19 protein-coding genes and 1 tRNA gene are annotated in these 21219 nt (G+C 59.1%); 4 read left to right on the forward strand and 16 right to left on the reverse strand.

Features of this window, described 5'->3' with window-relative positions:
• Window positions 1–694: 694 nt before the first annotated feature.
• The 9 genes from I2H31_RS25485 to rpmH all read right to left on the reverse strand — a co-directional run bounded on the left by I2H31_RS25485 (window position 695) and on the right by rpmH (window position 9516).
• Window positions 695–1897 (reverse strand): serine hydrolase, encoded by a 1203-nt coding sequence (locus I2H31_RS25485; RefSeq protein WP_196293197.1) that lies wholly within the window; start codon window positions 1895–1897, stop codon window positions 695–697.
• A gap of 196 nt (window positions 1898–2093) precedes the next feature.
• On the reverse strand, window positions 2094–3365 hold the full coding sequence (locus I2H31_RS11550; protein WP_196293198.1) for a hypothetical protein: 1272 nt from the start codon (window positions 3363–3365) through the stop codon (window positions 2094–2096).
• Between the two features lie 72 nt (window positions 3366–3437).
• Window positions 3438–4766: an APC family permease gene (locus tag I2H31_RS11555; RefSeq protein WP_196293199.1), complete on the reverse strand. Its 1329-nt coding sequence runs from the start codon at window positions 4764–4766 to the stop codon at window positions 3438–3440.
• Between the two features lie 253 nt (window positions 4767–5019).
• Window positions 5020–5541, reverse strand: a complete 522-nt coding sequence (locus tag I2H31_RS11560; RefSeq protein WP_196293200.1) for a DUF2480 family protein — start codon at window positions 5539–5541, stop codon at window positions 5020–5022.
• 96 nt (window positions 5542–5637) lie between these two features.
• The gene (tsaB, locus tag I2H31_RS11565) at window positions 5638–6330 is read right to left on the reverse strand and encodes a tRNA (adenosine(37)-N6)-threonylcarbamoyltransferase complex dimerization subunit type 1 TsaB (protein ID WP_196293201.1); all 693 of its coding nucleotides are present in this window, start codon (window positions 6328–6330) and stop codon (window positions 5638–5640) included.
• Between the two features lie 6 nt (window positions 6331–6336).
• A complete protein-coding gene (locus tag I2H31_RS11570; RefSeq protein ID WP_196293202.1) occupies window positions 6337–6999 on the reverse strand; it encodes a hypothetical protein in 663 nt (220 codons plus the stop codon).
• Between the two features lie 17 nt (window positions 7000–7016).
• Window positions 7017–8711 (reverse strand): S41 family peptidase, encoded by a 1695-nt coding sequence (locus I2H31_RS11575; protein ID WP_196293203.1) that lies wholly within the window; start codon window positions 8709–8711, stop codon window positions 7017–7019.
• Window positions 8712–8737: 26 nt separating this feature from the next.
• Window positions 8738–9187, reverse strand: coding sequence for a ribonuclease P protein component (locus tag I2H31_RS11580; protein WP_196293204.1), 450 nt, complete (start codon window positions 9185–9187; stop codon window positions 8738–8740).
• Window positions 9188–9357: 170 nt separating this feature from the next.
• The gene (gene rpmH / locus I2H31_RS11585; RefSeq protein WP_190928465.1) at window positions 9358–9516 is read right to left on the reverse strand and encodes a 50S ribosomal protein L34; all 159 of its coding nucleotides are present in this window, start codon (window positions 9514–9516) and stop codon (window positions 9358–9360) included.
• A 142-nt stretch (window positions 9517–9658) separates the two neighbouring features.
• Here rpmH and I2H31_RS11590 point away from each other — a divergent pair, with 142 nt between their 5' ends.
• A complete protein-coding gene (locus tag I2H31_RS11590; protein ID WP_196293205.1) occupies window positions 9659–11392 on the forward strand; it encodes a M61 family metallopeptidase in 1734 nt (577 codons plus the stop codon).
• A 234-nt stretch (window positions 11393–11626) separates the two neighbouring features.
• Window positions 11627–12226 (forward strand): hypothetical protein, encoded by a 600-nt coding sequence (locus I2H31_RS11595; protein WP_196293206.1) that lies wholly within the window; start codon window positions 11627–11629, stop codon window positions 12224–12226.
• 54 nt (window positions 12227–12280) lie between these two features.
• Here the strand turns inward: I2H31_RS11595 and I2H31_RS11600 are convergent, their stop codons facing one another.
• The 4 genes from I2H31_RS11600 to I2H31_RS11615 form a co-directional block, all read right to left on the reverse strand.
• Window positions 12281–12553 (reverse strand): hypothetical protein, encoded by a 273-nt coding sequence (locus I2H31_RS11600; protein WP_196293207.1) that lies wholly within the window; start codon window positions 12551–12553, stop codon window positions 12281–12283.
• A 103-nt stretch (window positions 12554–12656) separates the two neighbouring features.
• Window positions 12657–13928, reverse strand: coding sequence for a hypothetical protein (locus I2H31_RS11605; protein WP_196293208.1), 1272 nt, complete (start codon window positions 13926–13928; stop codon window positions 12657–12659).
• A gap of 116 nt (window positions 13929–14044) precedes the next feature.
• Entirely contained in the window at window positions 14045–14983 is a 939-nt protein-coding gene (locus tag I2H31_RS11610; RefSeq protein ID WP_196293209.1) for a PfkB family carbohydrate kinase, read from the reverse strand.
• Window positions 14984–15096: 113 nt separating this feature from the next.
• A tRNA-His gene (locus I2H31_RS11615) sits at window positions 15097–15172 on the reverse strand.
• A gap of 244 nt (window positions 15173–15416) precedes the next feature.
• Here I2H31_RS11615 and I2H31_RS11620 point away from each other — a divergent pair.
• A complete protein-coding gene (locus tag I2H31_RS11620) occupies window positions 15417–16826 on the forward strand; it encodes a DEAD/DEAH box helicase (protein ID WP_196293210.1) in 1410 nt (469 codons plus the stop codon).
• A 6-nt stretch (window positions 16827–16832) separates the two neighbouring features.
• Here the strand turns inward: I2H31_RS11620 and I2H31_RS11625 are convergent, their stop codons facing one another.
• From I2H31_RS11625 to upp, 3 genes are all read right to left on the reverse strand, one after another.
• The gene (locus I2H31_RS11625; protein WP_196293211.1) at window positions 16833–17672 is read right to left on the reverse strand and encodes a hypothetical protein; all 840 of its coding nucleotides are present in this window, start codon (window positions 17670–17672) and stop codon (window positions 16833–16835) included.
• Between the two features lie 108 nt (window positions 17673–17780).
• A complete protein-coding gene (locus I2H31_RS11630) occupies window positions 17781–18233 on the reverse strand; it encodes a small multi-drug export protein (RefSeq protein ID WP_196293212.1) in 453 nt (150 codons plus the stop codon).
• A gap of 123 nt (window positions 18234–18356) precedes the next feature.
• Window positions 18357–19067 carry a uracil phosphoribosyltransferase gene (upp, locus tag I2H31_RS11635; protein WP_196293213.1) on the reverse strand — a complete coding sequence of 237 codons (711 nt, stop codon included), beginning with the start codon at window positions 19065–19067 and terminating at the stop codon, window positions 18357–18359.
• 259 nt (window positions 19068–19326) lie between these two features.
• Between upp and I2H31_RS11640 the strand changes: the two genes are divergently transcribed.
• Window positions 19327–21207, forward strand: a complete 1881-nt coding sequence (locus I2H31_RS11640) for a capsule assembly Wzi family protein (RefSeq protein ID WP_196293214.1) — start codon at window positions 19327–19329, stop codon at window positions 21205–21207.
• Window positions 21208–21219 lie beyond the last annotated feature (12 nt).

Consider the following 21219-nt stretch of genomic DNA (forward strand, 5'->3'; position numbering starts at 1 on the left):
TCATCCTGAGCCAAGATCAAACTCTCCATTGTAAAATATTCCTACACCATAGCGAACCATGGCTGATGTCGAGTGCTAATCCGACTCGTATTTGACGAGTTCAAATCAATGTTACGTTTGTTGTCGGTTTGTTTTACTTGCGTAAAAACAAACCTTACCATTTGTCTTTTCCAGTCATTCAAAGAACTTTTGTCACTTCCAATTGAGGTAACAGTGTGGCGTTTCGGCCGGCATCTTTCTTCGTTTTGTTTCCCTTCTTTCGATTTGGGAGTGCAAAGGTAAGAAGACTTTTTGATTTGTCAAGCTTTTTTGAGAAAAAATTTAATTTTCTTTCTTTTCGCTTTTCAAATCTTTTCGCTTCCTATCGAAGCGGGGTGCAAAGATACGGGGCTTTTTTCGGCTTTTGCAAGCCTTTCGAAAAATATTCTTTCTAGGACTTTGCTTAGGCAGCACGGGAAGTAAGACACTCTTGCTCTTCGTGAAGTTCCGTAGCTTTCAAAATTTCTTCGAGAGCTTTTGCTTTTGAAGACCCGCTGTCCGTTTGACGATTTGGGACTGCAAAAGTAGTGGGGCTTTTTGAGAATGCAAGGAGTGGCGCAAAGATTTTTACTTGCTCTGGCGTTCGTGAGAGCAATTTTGGATAAATCTTGGTTAGGAATCAGCGACTTAGCGGGGTGAATAAATTTCGGTTTTTCTAGCGAATGGGCTCGGGGGCGAAGAATTCGGTGAGGTTGGGGTGGTACTGGCGGGGGCGTTGTGCTTCGTATTGCTGGATTTGGCGGCCTAGTTGGGCGAGAAAGGGCAGGCCGATGGTGTCGTACTCGTAGGCGCCGTCATTGATGATGCCGTCTTGATTGACGTAGAGGACGGCGCTGAGGAGGAATTCGGACTGGTGGAGGGAGTCGGCGAAGTAGGCAACATCGGAGAGGTAGCCGTGCGACATGCCGACGATGTTGTAGATGCGGAGGGTGGATTGTTGAGGGAGGTCGGGGTTTCGGCCGTAGTAGAGGTATTTTTTGTAAGCGTCGAAGTAGCGGGCAGGGGCGTATTGGTGGAAGCCGGATTCGTGGGGGGTGGCGTGGAGGTAGCGACGGAGGAAGGCGTAATCGGTGGCGGTGAGGTGGGGGCGCTGGGGGGCAGAAACCGATTCGGGGAAGAGGATGCTTTGGAGGAGGGCGGTGATGTCCGGGAGTGGGAGGTGGTTGGCGGTGGTAAAATCATAGGGTTCGGGAATGAGGCGGCGGCCGGCCTGGTGGGCGCGGCCTTTGAGGACGCGGCCGAGGGGGCTTTGGTAGGGCGTGGGGTTGTATTGGGCGGGCTGCCTATATAGAGTGTCGCCGGTGGGGGTGTGGAAGCTGATGGGGTTGGTGTGGCGGTTGGCGGCGGTGTCGCAGGGGGCGAAGCGGCGGGTGATGCGGGCGTTGGGGTAGCCTAATTCCTGGAGGCGTTGGTTGAGCGGGCGCTGGCCGAGAAATTCGTAGAGGCGGTTGTAGGCGATGTTGTCGCTGACCAAGAGCATCCGTTTGATGTAGTTGCCGATGGTGGCGGTGCGGTCGGAATCGGCAGGGGCGGCGAAGGGAACGGGGGTTTGGCAGCGCCAGGCGGTACCGGTGGCCATAATGGTGCGGCGGGTGACAGTGGGGTTGTGGAGGTCGTTGAGCTTTTCGAGGGAGAGGAGGACGACGGGAAGCTTGACGAGGCTGGCGGGGTTGAAGTATTGGCGGGGGTTGAGGTGGTAGGTGTGGGGAACGAACGAGGGGCGATTCTGGGCGTCGCGGTTGATTTGGGTGTAGATGATTTGGAACTCGTATTTGGGGTTGGTGGCAACCCTGGATAATTGCGGGTTGGCTTTTACTATGGAATCCAGTAGTGGAGAATCTTCTGAAGCTAGTCTCACTTCCCGCAACCCTCTCCCCGAAAAAGGGGGCGCCAGACGGACGCTTACGGCCCAGGTAGTCATCGTCAATAGAAGTGCGGCTCCCGTTATATAATAAAGGGTGGGACGGGATTGAGAATATATTTTCATAGGATATCGAAATAAAAAGGGCCGTGATGTTGCCACCACGGCCCTGTGGGCTGAGTTTATGCGGGGATTAGTCGGCCAGGGGAATCAGACGCTTGGCGAGGAGGAGGTTGGAATCGGTTTGGCGCCAGTTGTAGCCGGTGCCGAACGGGAGGGGCTTGGGCTTATTAACGGTGTCGTGGTAGGCGGCGGTGAGTTCGGGCTGATACTGCTTGGCGAAGAGGTTGATGGGACGGCGGTAGGTGCCGTAGTAGTTGAACTGCCAGGCGCCTTTCTGGAAGTACTTCATGGCAATGCCGGAATCGTCTTGCAGGATGTAGCGGCTGCGGCGCAGCACGGTGCGGCGCACTTTATTGAAGTACGATTTGTGCATGAGGTAGGTGGCCGACTTTACGTAGGTGGTGAGGGGGCCAAGGTGACGTACGAACTCCAGCGGGGCACTTTTGGCGGTGAGTTTCCAGTCGCTGAGGTCGGCGGAAAAGTAGTAGACGGTTTTAGGCTGGCCGTCGGGGCCGCGGAGCTTCATTTCGACGCCGGGAATGGCTTTCGGGTCTGGGGTTTGAATGCTGTCTTTGGGAGCATCTTGCAACTGGCCGGCCGCGTCGAGCTGCACGGGGCGGATGCCGGTGATTTGGTTGCCAGTGCGGGCGGCAAAGAGCATCATGAGCGGGAGAGCGCCGTCGAGCTCGACGGATTTCAGGTCCACGGCCATGTCGTTGGTGCGGAAGAAGCTGAAGTTAAGCACCGACCAGAGCGAGGTTTTGACGGCGGGCAGCAGTTTGGGGTTTTCGAGGGAAGTGCGGGCCGGGATGCTGCCCACGGGTTCGAGGCCCATCAGCACGTAGGTTTGGCTGGTGGGGAACATCGTGAAGACGTTCAGGAAATCGGGGCCGCTGAAAGGGTAGAAGATGGTGGGGCTGCTGGCGTGCACCGAATCGAGCTCGGTGCTGGCCCACTTGGTCATGCGCGTGGTGTGGGTGGCGCGGTATTTATCCCAGCTTTTGTCCTGGTCTTTGGCGAAGGCTTGCCAGGCGGGCGTGGCGGCCAGAGCAGTGAGGTTGCTGTGCTGGCTGGGCTGCAGGCCGCCGAGGAACATGGCCACGTCCTGGGCATAGGCGGTGTCGGGCGCGGCAATCCGGTCGGGGCGAGTGGCGGTGCCTGAAGCAGCGGCAGGAGCCGCGGTGGCGGGCGCCGGCTTGGTTTTGTCGATGGCATCGGCGGTTGAGGCCATCGTTTCTTCCTTGACGGAACCGGCTTTGGTATTCGTATTCGACTCGGAGCAGGCGGTGAGCCAGAGCAGAGCGGCCGGCAACAGCCGAAGTGCAGCGGTGCGGAGGTACATTATATATAGTATGCGTAAAAACGGGCCCGGCCATGCCAGGCCCTCAATGAGCCCGCAAGTTACGGCAACGCTTTAGCTGGCGGCGGGGCGCGGCTTGGGCAGGGCGGTGGTCAGGAAGTAAACCAGCCCCCCCACGGCCAGGGTGACCAGCCCATAAAACGACTCCCAGGGCTTGTCGCGCAGGATGAAGGCGAGCGTCCAGCCGCTCAGGCCCAGAAACAGCAGCGGCGTGAACGGGTAGCCCCAGGCCCGGTACGGCCGCGGCAACTCGGGCCGGCGCCAACGCAGGATAAACAGCCCCAGCACCGTTAGAAAGGTGAATAAATTTAAAATAAAGCCCGCGTACACCAGCACGCCCTGGAAACTCGGCTTAAGAATAAAGGCCAGGGTGATGACGGTTTGCAGCGCCAGGGCCCGCACGGGGATGCCAGCCCGGCTTTTGGGGGCAAGGAAGCGCAGGGCAGAAATGTCTTCGCCCATGGTTTGGACAATGCGCGGCCCGGCGAAAACCATCGAACTGATGGTAGAAACCAGCAACCCGGCGATAATACCGCCCATCAGCCGCCCACCTACGGGGCCGAAAAGCGAGGTGGCCGCTACAAACCCCACTTCCAATTGCCCTTTTAGCCCCGCCAGCGGCGTGGAGCGCAGGAATACATAATTCAGTCCCACATATAAAAGGAGCACCACGGCCGTGCCCAGCAGCAGAATGCGCGACAGGTTTCGCTTGGGGTTTTCAATCTCGCCCGTCACATACACGGCCGCGTTCCAGCCGGAGTAAGCGTAGCTCACATACACCAGACTCACGGCAAAAGCCGGGCTGAGCAGCGCCCGCCACCCGGCGGCATCGGGCAGAAAACGGATGGGCTGTCCCTCCCCCACCACCAGCCCGGCCCCGATGAACACCACCAGCACCACCACTTTCAGGGCCGTCACGATGACCTGCAGGCGGCTGCCCGCCCGCGTGCTGCTGCCGTGCACCAGGGTCAGGGCCAGCACCACCGCCACCGATAGCCACTGCGGTTCCAGTGCCGGCCACACGCTTTTGGCGTATTGGCCGAGGGCCAGCGCGGCCAGTGCCGTGGGCGCCGCAAAGCCCACCGTGGCCGACACCCAGCCCGACAAAAACCCCAGCGCCGGGTGATAAATCTGGCTCAGGTAATGGTATTCGCCACCTGAGCGCGGCATGGCCGCCGCCAACTCGGCGTAGCTCACGGCCCCGCAGAGGGCGATGAGGCCGCCCACCAGCCACAACATCAGCAGCGCAAAGCCGCTCTCAATACCCAGCACCTGAAACCCGAGGCTGGTGAAGACGCCCGTGCCCACCATGTTGGCCACCACAATGGCCGCGCCGGTGAGAAAGGTGATTTTATAAGGGCTGGTGGGCGACGTATCGGGCATGAAGGAAGCAACGAAAGCCCAAAAGTACGGCCGTCGGCTTCCGCTGCCCGTTCCCGGCATTCTGATGAGTCTTCCCGACCGGTAGTTGGCTCTTCCCGCCACTTAGTTGTCGGTTCCCGAGCCTTAAAAGCAAGTTCCCGCCTCGTAGTTGGGGGGTTTCGTCGGCGGGAACCCCCAACTACGAGGCGGGAAGCGGTAACTAGAAGACGGGAAGAACCAACTACAGCTCGGGAAGACGCGTCGGAACTCGTTTTTAGGCACTCACAGCCTTCGGCTTTTTATAGAGCGGCACGGTGCTGCACGGCTCGCCGTACATGATGCTGCTCGTGACGGGCAGCAGCTTTTGCATGATGGCCACGTAGGCAAAAGTGGGCACGGGCTTGTCGCCGCATCCCTTCACCACCACTTTGGCGTCGCGGTACTCTTCGGTATTAATAGAGGCAATGGCTTCTTCAAACAGCGACTGCTCCAGGGCGTCGAGGTTGCCGAAGACGTAGCGGTGGGCGTGGCCCTGCAGTTTGGTGGCGAGCAGCATGTAGGCCCAGGTGGGCACAATGGCATCGGCCGAGCAGATGATGGCGACGTTTTTGCCGTCGTATTGCGTCCAGTCGTGGGTTTTCACGAACTCGCGGAAGTCCTTTTCACGCAGCATCAGGCCGTGAAAGAGGTTGTCCCTGATGTCGTACACCACCCGCTCGCCGGGGTGGAGCATTTCTTCAAGGTTGAGGGTGACGAGGCCGGAGTTGGCAACGCGGTTGACGAAGAGGGGTTCCATATACTGTAGCGTGGACTCCGCGAGTCCGCGTATTGATTGGTGAATAATTCGGCCGGCGCGAGGGCGCGGACTCGCAGAGTCCGCGCTACGTCCGCACTACTTCGCTTTCGGCGTGGTGGTGTACACTTCTTTCAAGTAAAACGGCTCGTAGTACGCCACGTCCTGAAATTCCTGCCGGTGAAATGCCGCCACGCCCAGCTGCCCTACCGAAATCGCCGAAGGCTCAATCCCCGCCAGAAAACCGGCGTTGGAATGCTCCCCCAGCACCGCCTGAAACTTGGCTGCGCCGTGACCGAAGAATAACACAGAACGGTGCCCCAATTGTTCGGCCAGCGTATCGGCGTCAAGCAGCAGCGGCGTGGGCGCCAGCACCTCCTGCCCCTCGTGGGTGTAGAGGGCGGCGTATACTTCCGTGCGCCGGGCGTCCAGCATAGGGCAGTAGAGCCAGCTTTCGTTCCGCGCGGTGCCCGCTGCAACCTGCGCCGCCAAGGCTTTGAGCGTGCTCACGACCACCAGCGGAATATCCAACGCGAAGCACAGGCCCTTGGCCGCGGCCCCGCCAATGCGCAGGCCGGTATAGGAACCGGGCCCGTCGCTCACGGCCACGGCAGCGAGGTCAGCCAGCGCGTGGCCAGTGTTGGCCAACAGTTGCTCGATGAGCACGGTGAGGTGGGTAGAGTGCGACTTATCCAGCCGCAACTCCGACTGGCCGATGAGGGCGCCGTCTTCGAGCCGGTGCAGGGCAACCGAGCAGACGGGGGAAGAGGTTTCGAGGGAGAGGAGGAGCATTGGTAATTATTGGACACTGTAGTTTGGATTGCGGCTGATGTAATCCTCTATCACATCCTCCAACAAATAGTCTTCTTCATCCTCAGAGAAATTGTCAATGTATTCATTCAGTTCATCCGTCGAAAACACCGGACTAATTAGAACTTCATGAACGTGGTCAGCGAGAAGCTGCTGCAAAATGGCTTTATAAGTGCCTGTGAAAACCACGTCGGCTTTTTCCGGGCCCTCGTCGCAATCCCAAAACTCATATCGTATGACACTTCTGGCTTCTAGAGAAGTGTAAAACCATTCATCGGCATACTGATTATCACCCCAAGAAGTGCTGTGTGCTCGAAATCTCCACAGGAACCCATCCTTAAAATCGTCAATTTCAACTAGCTCTTCTGAGAAGTTAGGTATTCCCCATAATTCCCGGTTTTGGTTAAAATTCTCAGCGTCTTGACTCTGAATGAAAGCTGCTCTACTTTTTGAAGCTTCAGTTTCTAGAAATTCTAACCGCTGCGCAAGTTCTGACCGCAATTCACTTGACACACCAACATTTTCTAGTTCTGTAGGTGAATTGATAACCTCTGCCAGAATGCTTGGCCGCTTGATAAGTTCTTTAATTGACATTTCTCTTTCGATACAGACCACAAAAAAGCAGGCACCTTTCAGCGCCTGCTTTTTCAATGTAACGCAGCTCAAAATTACTTCGTCCCGGCCGACTTGCGGGCGCTGGCGGCCTGGCCCGTGGGTTTCAGCAGCGCAGCGTAGCGGTTCGGGTCGTTCAGCACGGACACGGCGGCGATGATGTTGGGGTCGTCGTCAAAGCCAGCTTCGGTACGGCCCTTCTCAAAGTAGTAGCGCGACACAATCTCCTGCTCCAGCAATTCCTTAATTTCGGGCTTGAAGCGTTGCAGGTCGTTGGCCTTGTTCACGGTCACTTTCTTGCGGATGGCTTCGAGTTCCAGCTTCACATCGTCGTAGTGCTTTTCCTCTTTTACCTTCTTGCTGAGGTCGGTGAGGGCTTTTTCGGCGTCGGTGCTGTAGCTAATGTTCTTGCCTTGCAGGTAGGCCACGAACTTCTGATACTCCGCATCCGTGAGCTTGAACTGCCGGGACGGCGCGATGGTGGCGTGCTCGGCGCGGTAGCGGGTGGCGTAGTCGAAGAGGTAGCTTTTCTGGAGCAGGATGCGGGTGATGTCCGCAATTTCGCGGTCTTGCACCTCAATGTCGGGGGCTACGCCGCCGCCGTCGTATACGGTGCGGCCGGCGGTGGTTTTGAAAGCCGTGCGCAGCGAATCGGGGAATTTGCCCAGCGTGCCGTCCTCGGCGCGGTGCGCGTAATCGATTTCCTGGATGCAGCGGCCGCTCGGGATGTAGTATTTGGCGGTCGTCACCTTCAGCTGCGAGTTGTAGCTGAGGGGGCGCGTGGCCTGCACGAGGCCTTTGCCGAAGGTGCGCTCGCCCACCAGCACGGCGCGGTCGTAATCCTGCAGAACGCCCGACACGATTTCCGAGGCCGAAGCCGAGCGGTTGCTCGTGATGATGGCAATCGGAATCTGGGTATCGAGCGGCACGTCGAGGGCCTTGTAGGTCTTGTTCCACTCCGTCACCTTGCCCTTGGTGCTCACCACGTCGAGGCCTTTATCGATGAAGAGGTTGGAGATGTTCACCGCCTCATTCAGCAAGCCGCCGGGGTTGTCGCGAATGTCGAACACGATTTTCTTCGCGCCCTGCTCCTTGAGCTTCGTCACGGCCGCGCGCACTTCCTTGCCCGCATCCACCGTGAAGCCGCCGAGCTGGAAGTAGCCCACGTCGCCGGAAATCATGCCGGTATACGGCACGTTGTCGACCTGAATTTTATCGCGGGTGATGTCGATTTCGATGGGCTTGTCCTGGCCGTAGCGCGTCACCATGAGCTTCACCATCGAGTTGGCCTGGCCCTTGAGAAGCTTGCTGATGTCGGCGTTCGACTTTTTGTCCACCACCACGCCGTTGATGTCGAGGATTTCGTCGCCGGGGAGCAAGCCGGCTTTCTGAGCCGGGTAGCCTTCGTAGGCGCTTTGCACCACGGTTTTGCCGTTGCGCTTCACCACCGAGGCCCCGATGCCGCCGTACTGCCCGGTGGTCATGGTGCGGAAATCCTCGATGTCGTCTTCCGGGATATAGTTGGTGTAGGGGTCGAGCGAGCGCAGCATGGCGTCAATGCCGGTTTTTACCAGCTTGGCGGGCGTGATTTCGTCGACGTAATAGGTGTTGACCTCCTTGAAGAGCGTGGCAAAAATGTCCAGGTTCTTCGCGATTTCGAAGTACCGTTCGTTGTCAGAAGCAGCCCGGAAGGAAACCAAACCCAGCGTGCTCAGAGCCAGGGTAGCGAGTAGCTTTTTGCGGATAGTCATACGGTGCGGATAGCGGCTAGGCGAATCTACGGGGCCGACGCTGGCGCGGATGCGTCAATAGTCGTGCCCATCAAACGATGGATGGCGGAAATTAATTTTTTTTCCACCAACGCGAGTGGACTTTTTTCCTTCCCCGTGAAGATAATACCCAGCAGAGCGACTTGGTGCCCGTTTGGTTGCTCTGTTAGCCGATATTTATTGAGCCGATACGCCTCCCGGATGAGCCGTTTGAGCCGGTTGCGGTCGACAGCTCGCTTGAAGTTGCGTTTGCTCACGCTGATGAGCACCTGCGGCGGGGCCGTGGTGGGCGCACCGGCTTTCACCCACACGATGCGCAGGGGGTAGACGCCAAAAGAGGAACCCTGCTTCCCAAAAAGCTCTTCGATGAGCTTCTTGCGGCACAGGTGTTCCTCTTTCGGGAAGGTGTATTTTCTCTTAGCTGTTAGCTGAGAGCTGTTAGCTGCTAGCTCGTTCACGATGCGTACTTGTTGGCTGTCGCGCTTACCGCATAACCACTCTGAGAAGCCCAAAAATAGCGAAGCCGCATTGCGGCGACAGGGATATACTGTCTCAGCAATGCGGCAATCTGCTAACCAACAGCTAAGGGCCGAATGAAGGCCCCGCTCTCAGCTAACGGCTAAAAAGACTAGCGCTTGTGCTTGCCTTCGTCGGATACGGTGAGGCGCTTGCGGCCTTTGGCGCGACGACGGGCCAATACGTTACGGCCGTTGGCGGTTTCCATGCGGCTGCGGAAGCCGTGCTTGTTGACGCGCTTGCGCTTCGAAGGTTGGAAGGTACGTTTCATATCAAGGAATCTTAAAAAGACGAGTTTCGAGTTGGGCCGGCAAAGGTACGGGTTGTGCCTGGAAAAGGCAAGGGCCTTAGTCACTTTTACGCCGGGCACGTTAGCGGGCAGTAGCTTTAAGCCCCTCTAACCCGTTTTGGCGATGATTCACTACCGCGTTTCCTACGAAAATCCCCTCACGTTTTACCTGCAAATTGAGCTGACGCTGGACGTGGCCGCCGATGCCACCGCGCCGCTGGAGCTGCAACTGCCGGCCTGGCGCCCGGGCCGCTACGAGCTGCAAAACTTTGCCCAGAAGATTCAGAAGGTTGAGGTTTTTGACGCAGCCACCGGCCAGCCCCTCCCCTACCGCAAGCTCACCAAAGACCGGTGGGAAGTGGCCAACGCCGCCGGCCGCACCGTGCAAGTGCGCTACAATTTCTACGCCCACCAGATGGACGCCGGCGGCTCCTGGCTCGACGAGACACAGCTGTACCTGAACCCCGTGCAGGCGCTGATGTATGCGGCAGGCCGCCAGCAGGAGGAGTGCGAGCTGACACTGGCCATTCCGGAAGGCTGGCAAATAGCCTGCGGCCTGCCCCAAACCGCACCAAATGTGCTTTCCGCGCAGAACTTCGACCAACTGGCCGACTCGCCGCTCATCGCCAGCCCTGCGCTCACGCATCAGGAGTACGAAGCCGGCGGGCTGCCCTTTCACATCTGGGTGCAGGGCGAGGCGGAACTGAACTGGCCGCAAATTCTGGCCGATTTCAAGGCTTTCTCAGAAGTGCAACTGGCGATGTTTGGCGGCTTTCCGGTGGCCGATTACCATTTTTTGAACCAGTTTCTGCCTTATAAGCACTACCACGGCGTGGAGCACCACAACTCCACGGTCATCACGCTGGGGCCGGCGGAACTCATTATGAGCGAGGGCCTGTACAAGGAATTGCTGGGCGTGAGCTGCCACGAGTTGTTTCATACTTGGAACATCAAGAGCATTCGGCCGGCCGAGATGCAGCCCTACGACTACAGCCGCGAGAACTACTTCCGCACCTGCTTCATCGCCGAGGGCATCACCACTTACTACGGCGAATACCTGCTGGCCCGCAGCCACGTGCGCACGCCGGCGCAGTATTTTGAGGAACTGAACACGGTGCTGCGCAAGCACTACGACGATGCCGGCGGCGACAACCTCTCGCTGGCCGACGCCAGCATGGACCTGTGGCTGGACGGCTACAAGTCCGGTGTGCCCGACCGCAAAGTATCGGTGTACCACAAGGGCGCGCTGGTGGCGCTCATTCTGGACCTCACGCTGCGGCAGCTTTCCGGCCACGCCCGCAGCCTCGATGACGTGATGCGGCGGCTGTACGAGGAGTTCGGCAAAACGGGCGTTGGCTACACCGAAGCCGACTACGTGCGCATTGTGAACGAAGTAGCGGGGCGCGACATGCACGCCTATTTCGACAAATTTATCTACGGCACTGCGCCGCTGCAGGAACCGCTGGACCGGGTGTTGCGCACCGTGGGCTGCCAGCTGCTGGTGGGCGAAAACGCCTCCGCATCGGAGGGCACGTTCGGCTTCCGGACGGTGGTGAAAAACGAGCGGACCGAGGTAACGGCCATCTGGCCCAACTCGCCGGCCGCCGCGGCGCTCACCGTAGACGACGAAATCGTGGCCGTGAACGGCCGTCGCGTGGACATGAACCTGCAAAGCCTGCTCAGCAGCGAGGAAGCGGCTTATGAGGTAAGCGTGTTCCGCCAAAACCGGCTGCTGACGGTGCCGCTGGCGGCCGTGCCGGGCGTCGGCTTCGGACAGCGCTACGCCGTGAGCCCGCTGGAAACGGCCGAGGCGGCGCAGCAGCGCGGGTTTCAGCAGTGGCTGGGCTGGGAATTTTAAATTTTAACTATGACACGCTCACGGAGGCACAGGTGCCTACTCTTAATTGGCGCGAATGCGCTGTTCGTGTTGGGGTGCAATTCTCGCACTTCATCAAAATCCACGGTTCAGGAGAAGATAGTTCCGGCTACTTCGGCAATTGATTCTTCCAAAGCGGAAACTGTGCGTGATAGTCTAGCCATATTAGCGACTGCTGCCGATACTTTCCGAGTGAATACCGGCCGGATTTTCCGAATGGAAAAAATCTCTGAAACCCAATACGATAAGGCGGTGAATCCAGGCAAAGAGAAAGGCTTTCCGGCCGATTCAACCGCTGCGGTAGCAACCGAGGCGGCTTACCTCCAAACGGCAGCAGGGCGCGTGTGGCGCAAGGCTGATACGCTTTTCTTCAAAACTCAGCAGGGCACGATAATAAAGCTGAAGAACGGGCCGACTTATCAGGATGCCGAAGACAGTTATGAAGGGTACAGGTTTCTTGACCGCCTCGACCCAATCGAGCAATGGCTGGTCGAAGTTGGCAAATGGGAAGGCCGATATTATTTGCTTATTGACCAGCAAACAGGCAAGCGAACGGACTTAATCAGCTACCCGGTTATCTCACCAGACCGCCAACACTTTGCTTGCGCCAACTCCAGTCCTACGGGCTATGACTTAGCAGGCATTCAGCTATGGGTAAAGCCGTTGGGTTCGCCGCCTAAACTACGCTGGCAGCGCATTAGCAACTCCATGCAACCGGGGATATCCGCTTTCGGTCCACGGTGGGAAAACGACAAGACGTTGCTTTTTTGTGAAGACTTTATCATTGCCAACCGCTACATGCGGATAAAACTTTAAAGCAAAAAAGCCCCGCCGAATGAATTCAGCGGGGCTTTTTTCTGCTCAGAAAATCTAGTTGGCCTTTTTACCCGGGCCTTTTTTACCGCTGTTCGTGTCGACGGACATCGGCGAGTTGCCTTGCGGGTTGCTGCGGGGCTTGTTGGCCTGGGTGTGGCGGATTTCGTTGAAGTTGCCGCCGGGCGTGCTGCCTTTGGTTTGGTTGCCCTGTTGGGTCAGGTCGCTCTGGTTGGGGTTCTGGTTCATTGTGCCGCCGGTTTTGGTATTGGCGAACGGGTTGACCGAGGTTTGCTCGTTGGTCAGGTCAGACTCTTTTTTGGTGGCCATGGCGTGGGAAGGAAAAGTGGATGGATATTCCTTGTACCCGCGCTGGGGCGAAAGAGTTGTGCGGCCCGGCCGCAGCTCCCGCCCAGCCGGCTTCACCCCGCCCTTAGTAGTCGTTGGCCGACACCTTGCCCAGTTCCTGCCAGTTCACGTCGCTGGCCCGAATGGGCGTGTTGCTCTGGTAATAATTGCCCTTGCCATCGGTGTAAGCGTGCTCGTAGCGGTTGTCGAGCTTCACCCGCTCGCCGGTGCCGGGGTCGGCGTATTTGGTTTCGTTGCGAATGACGTTGTCCACGTACATCTCGTGCTGGCCGTCTTTGCGGGCCTCGTTGGCTTTGTAGGTGGCCATGTTCTGGTCCATCGTATTCATGCGGTCGTTGTACCGGGCCGTGTTGGCAGCGCCCACGGCGGCAATGTCGCGCATGCGCTGGTTGTGGGCGGCGGTGCTGGCGGCCGTGTTGGCGGCAATGTTGCCCATAACGGCTTCGTGATTGCGGCGGCTGGCTTCCAAATTGGCTTGCTGGCCTTTGGCCACTAGCTCCTTGTTTTTCTGCAGCCACGCCGGGTTCACGGTGATGGACTCCTGGGCCGCCTTGGTGTGGGCGTAGGTGGCCGCCAGGTCGCCGCTGGTTTGGGTGAGCGACGGCACCACCGACCAGCTATAAAACGTGTCGCCGTTCATCGGCGTCTGGCTCAGGCCCAGGCGCGCCTCCACCCGCACCTTGCGGCCGTTGGCCAGCACGCCATCCACCGAAGCGCTCGACTCCGTGCGCCCCGGGCTGTCCTTGGATGGGTGCGGCGGCGTGCTGCGCTCGTTGCCCACGTTGCGGAGCTGCACGCCCTGCTGCGCCAGCTGGGGCAATAAAAACTTCTTGAGGTAAGCCAGCGCCGGCATGGGCGCCAGCTCGTTGGCGGAAATGCGCACGTCCTGCATGCCCAACTGCTGCTTCTGCGCCCGCAGCGCCTGCGAATTGGGCCCGTCGCTGTACACATACCCCGTCGAGGGCAGGTAGTCGATGCGCTGCGTGGCGTCCGGCGAGCGGAAGCTGATGTAAATCTGCGGCGTGGGCACGGCCCCGTCCCAGGCCCGCTTAAATGACTGGCTGGCCTGCCAGCCGCGGGGCATTTTCAGGGCGAAGGCCACCATGTTTTTAAAATCCGGGTCGAGCACGCCCAGCAGGCGGTACTGGTCGGTTTTGGGCTGGGGCCTGGCTTGCGTCGGCGCGTTGGCAGCGGCGTCGGCCGGGGCTTCGGTTGGGCTTGCGGGCCGGTCTGCACCCCGGCCGCTGGCGTCGGCAACCTCGGTGGTGGTCGCGGCATTGCCGCAGGCCATTGCCCCCAAAGCAATGGTTAGCAAGGGAAACGAGAGGTAACGCATGGCGGAAAAGCAAAAGGGTTTTGGGTGAAAATAGTATATTATTTCTAATATATCTACTTCCCGTCCAAAACCCTTTTGCAAATTCCCGGCTAAGCTGAGCCGTTGCGGCCCGCGGCTCAGGCCACGTTGGCTACTGCCGCAGCGGGCACCACCTTCACCAATTCGGCAAACTGCGCCTCACGGGCTTCCACTTCCTCGGTGCTCAGGTTCAGCAGCCGCTCGGTGCCGAATTTCTCGACGCAGAATGAGGCCATGGCCGAGCCGTGAATCACGGCGCGCTTCATGTTTTCGAAGCTGATGTCGTCGGTAGCGGCCAAGTGGCCGATGAAGCCGCCCGCGAAGGTGTCGCCGGCACCAGTCGGGTCAAACACTTCTTCCAGCGGCAGCGCCGGGGCGTAGAACACCTTGTTCTTGTGGAAGAGCAACGCGCCGTGCTCGCCTTTCTTGATGATGAGGAATTTCGGGCCCATGGCCAGAATTTTCTTGGCGGCCTTCACCAGCGAGTACTCGCCGGACAGTTGGCGGGCTTCTTCGTCGTTGATGCTCAGCACGTCCACCATTTCGATGGTGGCGATGAGGTCTTCCAGGGCAATGTCCATCCAGAAGTTCATCGTGTCCATCACAATCAGCTTGGGCCGGTTCACGAGGCGCTGGATGACGAGGCGCTGCACCTGCGGGGCCAGGTTGCCCAGCATGAGGTATTTGCAGTCCTGGTAAGCGTCCGGGATGATGGGGTCGAAATCGGCCAGCACGTTGAGCTCGGTCACCAGCGTTTCGCGCGAGTTCAGGTCTTTCGAGTACTTGCCCGACCAGAAAAACGACTTTTCGCCTTCCTTGATTTGCAGGCCTTCCACGTCCACGCCGTGCTCTTCGAGGAGCATGATGTCGGCCTGCGGGAAGTCTTCGCCCACCACGGCCACCAGTTTCACGGGCTTCAGCGAGTAGGAAGCCGACAGGCTGATGAAGGTGGCGGCACCGCCGATGATTTTGTCGGTTTTGCCGAAGGGCGTTTCGATGGCGTCGAACGCAACGCTGCCGATGACGAGAAGACTCATGTACTGTGGATTGTGGTGGGTAAAAACGGTCGAAATTAACACCGGATTAAAACGGTATTAAAGCAAGCAACAAAAAAGTCCCCGGATAATTCTCCGGGGACTCATTTTTTGGTGGGTAAATAATGGGGCTCGAACCCACGACCTTCGGAATCACAATCCGACGCTCTAACCAGCTGAGCTATATCTACCGTGTTGGTTTTGGTGGGGCAAAGATAGAAAAAGAAGCGGGATGGAGCAAAAAAAGTTCTTGCAGGAGGTATTCGGCAGAAACGTTTTTCAGTTGAACCGTCATGCAGAGCGTAGCGAAGCATCTTTACTGCAACAGTAACTGGTCGGCTCAACGAAGCGGTAAAGATGCTTCGCTTCGCTCTGCATGACCGCCTTTTTGCGCCGAGGTAAACTCTCTCCGTTTCAAAAAGCCGACCTTTGCGGAATGGAACCCACTACTGCCCCGTCGTTCAACGATTTCAAGCTCAACAAACAACTTCTTTCCGCCGTGGCCGCCGCCGGCTTCACCGAGCCCACGCCGGTGCAGCAGCAAACCATCCCGCTGCTGCTGGCGGGGCACGACGTGCTGGGCATCGCCCAAACCGGCACCGGCAAAACCGCCGCCTTCGGCCTGCCCCTGCTCATGAAGGCGAAATATGCCCAGGGCCTGAATCCCCGGGCTTTGGTGCTGGCCCCTACCCGCGAGCTGGCCATGCAAATCGAGACGCATTTGAAGGCGATGGCGGTGAACACGGACCTGCGCATTTTCGCCATTTACGGCGGGCTGGGGCCAAAAACGCAGATTGAAACCATTGCCCAGGGCATCGACGTGCTGGTGGCCACGCCGGGCCGATTGATGGAAATTTACCTGAAGGGCGCGGTGCGGCTGACCGACCTGAAAACCTTCGTGATGGACGAGGCCGACAAGATGATGGACATGGGCTTCATGCCCCAGATTCGGCGCATTCTGGAAATCATTCCGCGCAAGCGGCAGAACGCGCTGTTTTCGGCCACCATGCCGGAGCGCGTGACCACGCTGAGCGAGGAGTTCCTGGAATTTCCGATGCGGGTGGAGGTGAGCCCGCCGGCCAAAACGGCCTCCACCGTGAGCCAGGTGCTGTACGAAGCGCCCAACCTGCTCACCAAAATCAACCTGCTGCACTTCCTGCTCCACCGCGACGCCGACACCATGACGCGCGTGCTGCTGTTCTGCCGCACCAAAGAGCACGCCGACCAAGTGGCCCACTTCCTGGAGCGCAAGGCGCCGGTGGGCGAAGTCCGCGTGATTCACGGCAACAAGGGCCAGAACGCCCGCATCAACAGCATGGACTCGTTCCGGGCCGGCGAGGTGCGGTATATGGTGGCCACCGACGTGGCCGCGCGCGGCATCGACGTGCCGCAGGTGACGCACGTCATCAATTTCGACGTGCCCATCGTGCACGACGACTACGTGCACCGCATCGGGCGCACGGGCCGGGCCCAGCACATTGGCGCGGCCATCACCTTCGCCAACGAGGCCGAGATGGTGCACATTGGCGAGATTGAACAGCTCATCGACCAGCAGATTGAGCGGCTGCCGCTGCCCGAGGAAGTGAAAATCGAAGAAACCCCGTTTGAGGAAAAGCAGAAGATGAGCCGCGAGCTCGACGACCGCCGCAAAAAGCTGGACCCGGAGTTCAAAGGCGCCTTCCACGAGCGCAAGGAGTGGATTAAGCCCGGCGTGACGATTGACAAGCGCACCGGCAAGCCCTTTGTAGAAGGCCAGAAAAAAAGCACCAAAGGCTCGAAGGCCTTTGTGGGCAAGAAGGGCGGCTCGAACCCGGGCGTGAAGGCGCTGAAGCGGCGCGGGCGGTAAAACGGGCTACTCTTTAAATAGCTGGGGATGGCGCTTCTTTTGGTCTTTGCTTATTCGTTCCCAGGCCTTTTTGGTTATTACAACTAGTTCATCCTTCGTACAATCCCAGATGGAAATGTAGTCTTTGGAAATCACGTAGTATTGATTCCAACCGGGAAATTTCTCGTAAAGCATCAGCGTGCAGATATCAGTTGCGGTGATGTAGTCTCCCGTTGAAGGCAAATGGCTGTGCATGGCCGACGTTTGCGTTTCGCTCTTGCCGTAATTAATGGGAATGATATTCTGGTGCAGGCGAGTCATGCCAGCGATGTTATTGTTCTTATCGAAATCAATTCGATAGTCATTGCCAAAAACGACTACGCCCGACACTTGGGGCCCAGTCAGCGCATATACCTTCCGACCATCCTTCGTGATGAGGGGGATGAGATTGAGATTGGTATTCTTAAAATGCCTGAACAGCGTGTCTTTGCTAACGACATCAAGTGCTTTTCGCCTGATGGCAAACAAGTCCTTTTCATGCGCATCGAGCGGCCGGGGCACACTGTCAATTTGCGCCGCTTGGGTACTGAAGGTGCTATCAAACGTGATGACAGCAAGGGTTTCCGGCTCGTCGCCCCTTGAGAAGAAAATGCACCGGCCGCCGGTGGCGGTGGGATAAGAAAGGTAGCCGCCCGAGTACTGCCTTTTGCTTTTCAGCTTTGCCAAGAAGATATCCGTCCCGTGCCAGGAAGCTGCTTCCGACCGGTAAAGCAGTTTGCCTTCGGCAGCAATTTCTGGCGGGGTCTTTTGCCCTAAAGCATGCAGGCTATACGCAAAACAGATTAAAGCTAGTATAATTGCTTTCATCACAAAACGGTCTGGGTGGGAATGCTAATGCTGGGTCAATGCCTGATGCGCCCGTTTTGCACATGCCCGTAGCTTGAACACGTAAGCAATACGGCCGGTACCAGGCAATTATTTGCCGTGATGCAGCAAATGCCCGAAATGCATACTGGCAAAGGTGAGGGCCGAACCCCAGAACACCGCGCTCAGAAACATGTGCAGCAGGATGCGCTGCCGCGGCACCCCCAGCAGCGTGGCGATGACCGTGCCGCCGATGGGCGACAGCAGAATGGGCGTGAGGAAGGCAATGCCGCCCATCCCGAACTTGCGAAACACCTTGATGATGTTGCGCGAGCGTTTCGTGAAAATGGGCTCGCGGCGCAGGCGGCGCTGCTTCTGGCGGTGCTGCATCCAGGCGCGGCCCACGCCCGAGAACACGAACACGCTGGTCATCATGCCGGCCACGGTGAGCGCCAGCGTGGGCCAGAAGTGCAGCCCCATGGACGTGCCGGCCAACGGGCCGCCCAAAAACTTGACCGTGCTCAACAAGAACACGGACGCGCATTTAACAGCGGGGTGCAGCACTGGGGGGCGGAAAGCAGGCGGTGGAAAGAGGGCAACGAACGCGGGGTGGGCGCGTGGCAAAGATACCCATTTCCGAGTGCAAGGGCTCAACCCCATGTTAAGGATTTTGAGCCGCTGCCGGCGCTACAGCTTGCTGCCGTAGCTCAGGTCGCCGGCGTCGCCGAGGCCGGGCATGATGTAGGCGTGCTCGTTCAGGCCTTCGTCGATGGCCGCCACCCACAGGGTGGCCTCCGGGATTTCGCGGGCCACGTAGGCCAGGCCCTCCGGCGAGGCGATGACGGCCGCGATGTGCACCTGGCGCGGCATGCCGAAGCGCAGCATGGCCCGGTAGGTTTGCACAAGGCTTTTGCCGGTGGCCAGCATGGGGTCGGCCAGAATCAGCACCCGCTCATCGAGGCTGGGCGCCGAAAGGTAGTCGACCTGCACCTGCACCTGGGCCGTGCCCTCGATGCGATACGCGGCCACGAAGGCGCTGGGCGACTGGTCGAAATAATTCAGAAAGCCCTGGTGAAACGGCAGGCCGGCGCGCAGCACGGTGGCCAGAATGGGGAAGTCGTGCAGGAGCTTGCCGCGGGTTTCGGCCAGGGGCGTCTGGATGGACTGCTCGGTGTAGCTGAGGTGGGCGCTGATGCGGTAGGCGATGATTTCGCCCAGGCGCTGCAGGTTGCGGCGGAAGCGCAGGCTGTCCTTTTGGATTTCTTTGTCGCGCAGCTCGGCCAGGAAGTGGTTGGCGATGCTGGGCTCGGCGCACACCACGTGAATGTTGGCCTGGGCCTCGGCGGCATCGGTGCCCTGCGGGACGGCGGCGGAAGTGGGGAGCGGAGTGGTGGCCATGCGGAAAGGGATTGGAGAGCAGCGCGGGGCAACAGCACCCGGCCGGGGCCCCGAAGTTGGCACAAAAAGTGGCGGCGGGCAAGAAATGACGCCGGAATTCGTCTCGTGGGTCTGCGGGCTTCCGGCGCTACCGGCGGGCCCGCCGGGTGGGCCGGCCGAACTTTGCCAACGCCTTGCTGCGTAGGTTTGTTGAGAAATTACCGCCCGGAGCGGCTGCCCAGGCACGCCGCTTCGCTCTTTCGGAGACCTATCCCTATTTATGCATAAATATCTGCTGCCCTGCGCCGGATTGGCGCTATTAGCGGGCCCCGTGGCCGCCCAAACCGAACCCGCGCCCCCAGTGCCGGCCGCCACGGCGGCCCCGGAAGCCAAATCGCCGTGGCTGGTGTTCGACCAGCCCGTGCCCGCCACCGATACGCCGCCCCGCAAACCCAGCAAAACCACCCAGGGCGCCAACTACGTGCCGCTCGACGTGAACACCTACCGGCTGATTGACCGGTACGCCATCAAGTTCGGGCCTGACTCCTTGAACGACCCGCATACCAGCGTGCGGCCCTACACCCGCGCCGCCGTGGCCCGCCTGGGCGAGCGCCTGCTGTCCGGCGACAGCATCACCCGCGCGGGGGGCAGCCTCTCGCGCGCCGACCGCTTCAACGCCCAATACCTGCTGAAAGACAACTGGGCCAACAGTGCCCGCGGCGCGGCCCTCAACCAGAGCGCCCAGCCGGTGCTGACCTACTTCTACCGCGACCAGACCGACCTCTACAGCGTACAGACCGAAGACTTCACGCTGCGCGTGAACCCGGTGCTGCTGCTGGAGGGCGGCAAGGACAACCAGAGCGACGGCCTGCGCTACGTGAACACGCGCGGCGTGCAGCTGGAAGGCACCATCGACCAGAAGCTGGGCTTCTACACCTTTCTGGCCGACAACCAGGAAGCCGTGCCGGCCTACGTGCAGACGCGCATTCAACGCGACCAGATTGTGCCGCACGAGGGCTTTTGGAAGTACTACAAGAACAAGCCCGACCAGTACGACTTCTTCACGGCGCGGGGCGGCATCACCTACGCCGCCAGCAAGCACATCAACCTGCAGCTGGCCCACGACCGCAACTTCATCGGCAACGGCTACCGCTCGCTCATTCTTTCGGATTACAGCACGCCGTATTTCTTCCTGAAAATCAACACCCGGGTCTGGAAATTCAACTACCAGAACTTGTTTGCCGAGCTCACGGCCCAGAAAGAGCGGGACGACCAGGTGTACCCCAAAAAGTACATGGCGCTGCACCACCTCAGCTTCGATGTGACGCCGAACTTTAACATCGGCGTGTTTGAAAGCACGATTCTGGGCGGGCGCGGCGTGGACAGCACCGTCGTAAACGGCAAAATTGTGCGCCAGCGCAAGGGCTTTGAGCTGCAGTACCTGAACCCGGTCATCTTCTACCGCGCCGTGGAGCAGCAGGTGGGTTCGGCCGACAACGCCATTCTGGGGCTGGATTTCAAGTGGAACCTTGCGCACACGGCGCAGCTCTACGGGCAGCTGGTGCTCGACGAGTTCAAAATCAGCGAGGTGCGCGCCGGCAACGGCTGGTGGGGCAACAAGCAGGCCTTCCAACTGGGCGGCAAGTACATTGACGTGGCCGGCCTGCGCAACCTCGACCTGCAGGTGGAATTCAACTACGTCCGGCCCTATACTTACCAGCACGAGGACATTTACACCAGCTACGAGCATTACCAGCAGCCCCTGGCCCACCCCATGGGCGCCAACCTGACCGAGCTGCTGGGCGTGCTCAGCTACCAGCCGCTGCCCCGCCTGATGCTGGTGGGCAAAGCCTTCTATTCGGAGCAGGGCCTGGACGTCATCAATGACGACGCGAACGGCGCCAACTACGGCGGCAACGTGCTCAAGTCCTACAACACCCGCGTGGGCGAGTACGGCAACAAAACCGGCCAGGGCAACAAAAGCCGCCTGCTGCACGCCGATTTCACGGCCACCTACCAGCCTCGTCTCAACCTGTTTCTCGACGCCAAGCTCATCGCCCGGCACCAGACCTACAGCCTCACCCCCAGCCTCAACGGCAACGAAACCTACGCCTCGGTGGCCGTGCGCTGGAACATCGCCCAGCGCCTCCACGAGTTTTAATCATTTAACAAT

This window comes from Hymenobacter ruricola (assembly GCF_015694525.1).
Classification (GTDB): Bacteria; Bacteroidota; Bacteroidia; order Cytophagales; family Hymenobacteraceae; genus Hymenobacter; species Hymenobacter ruricola.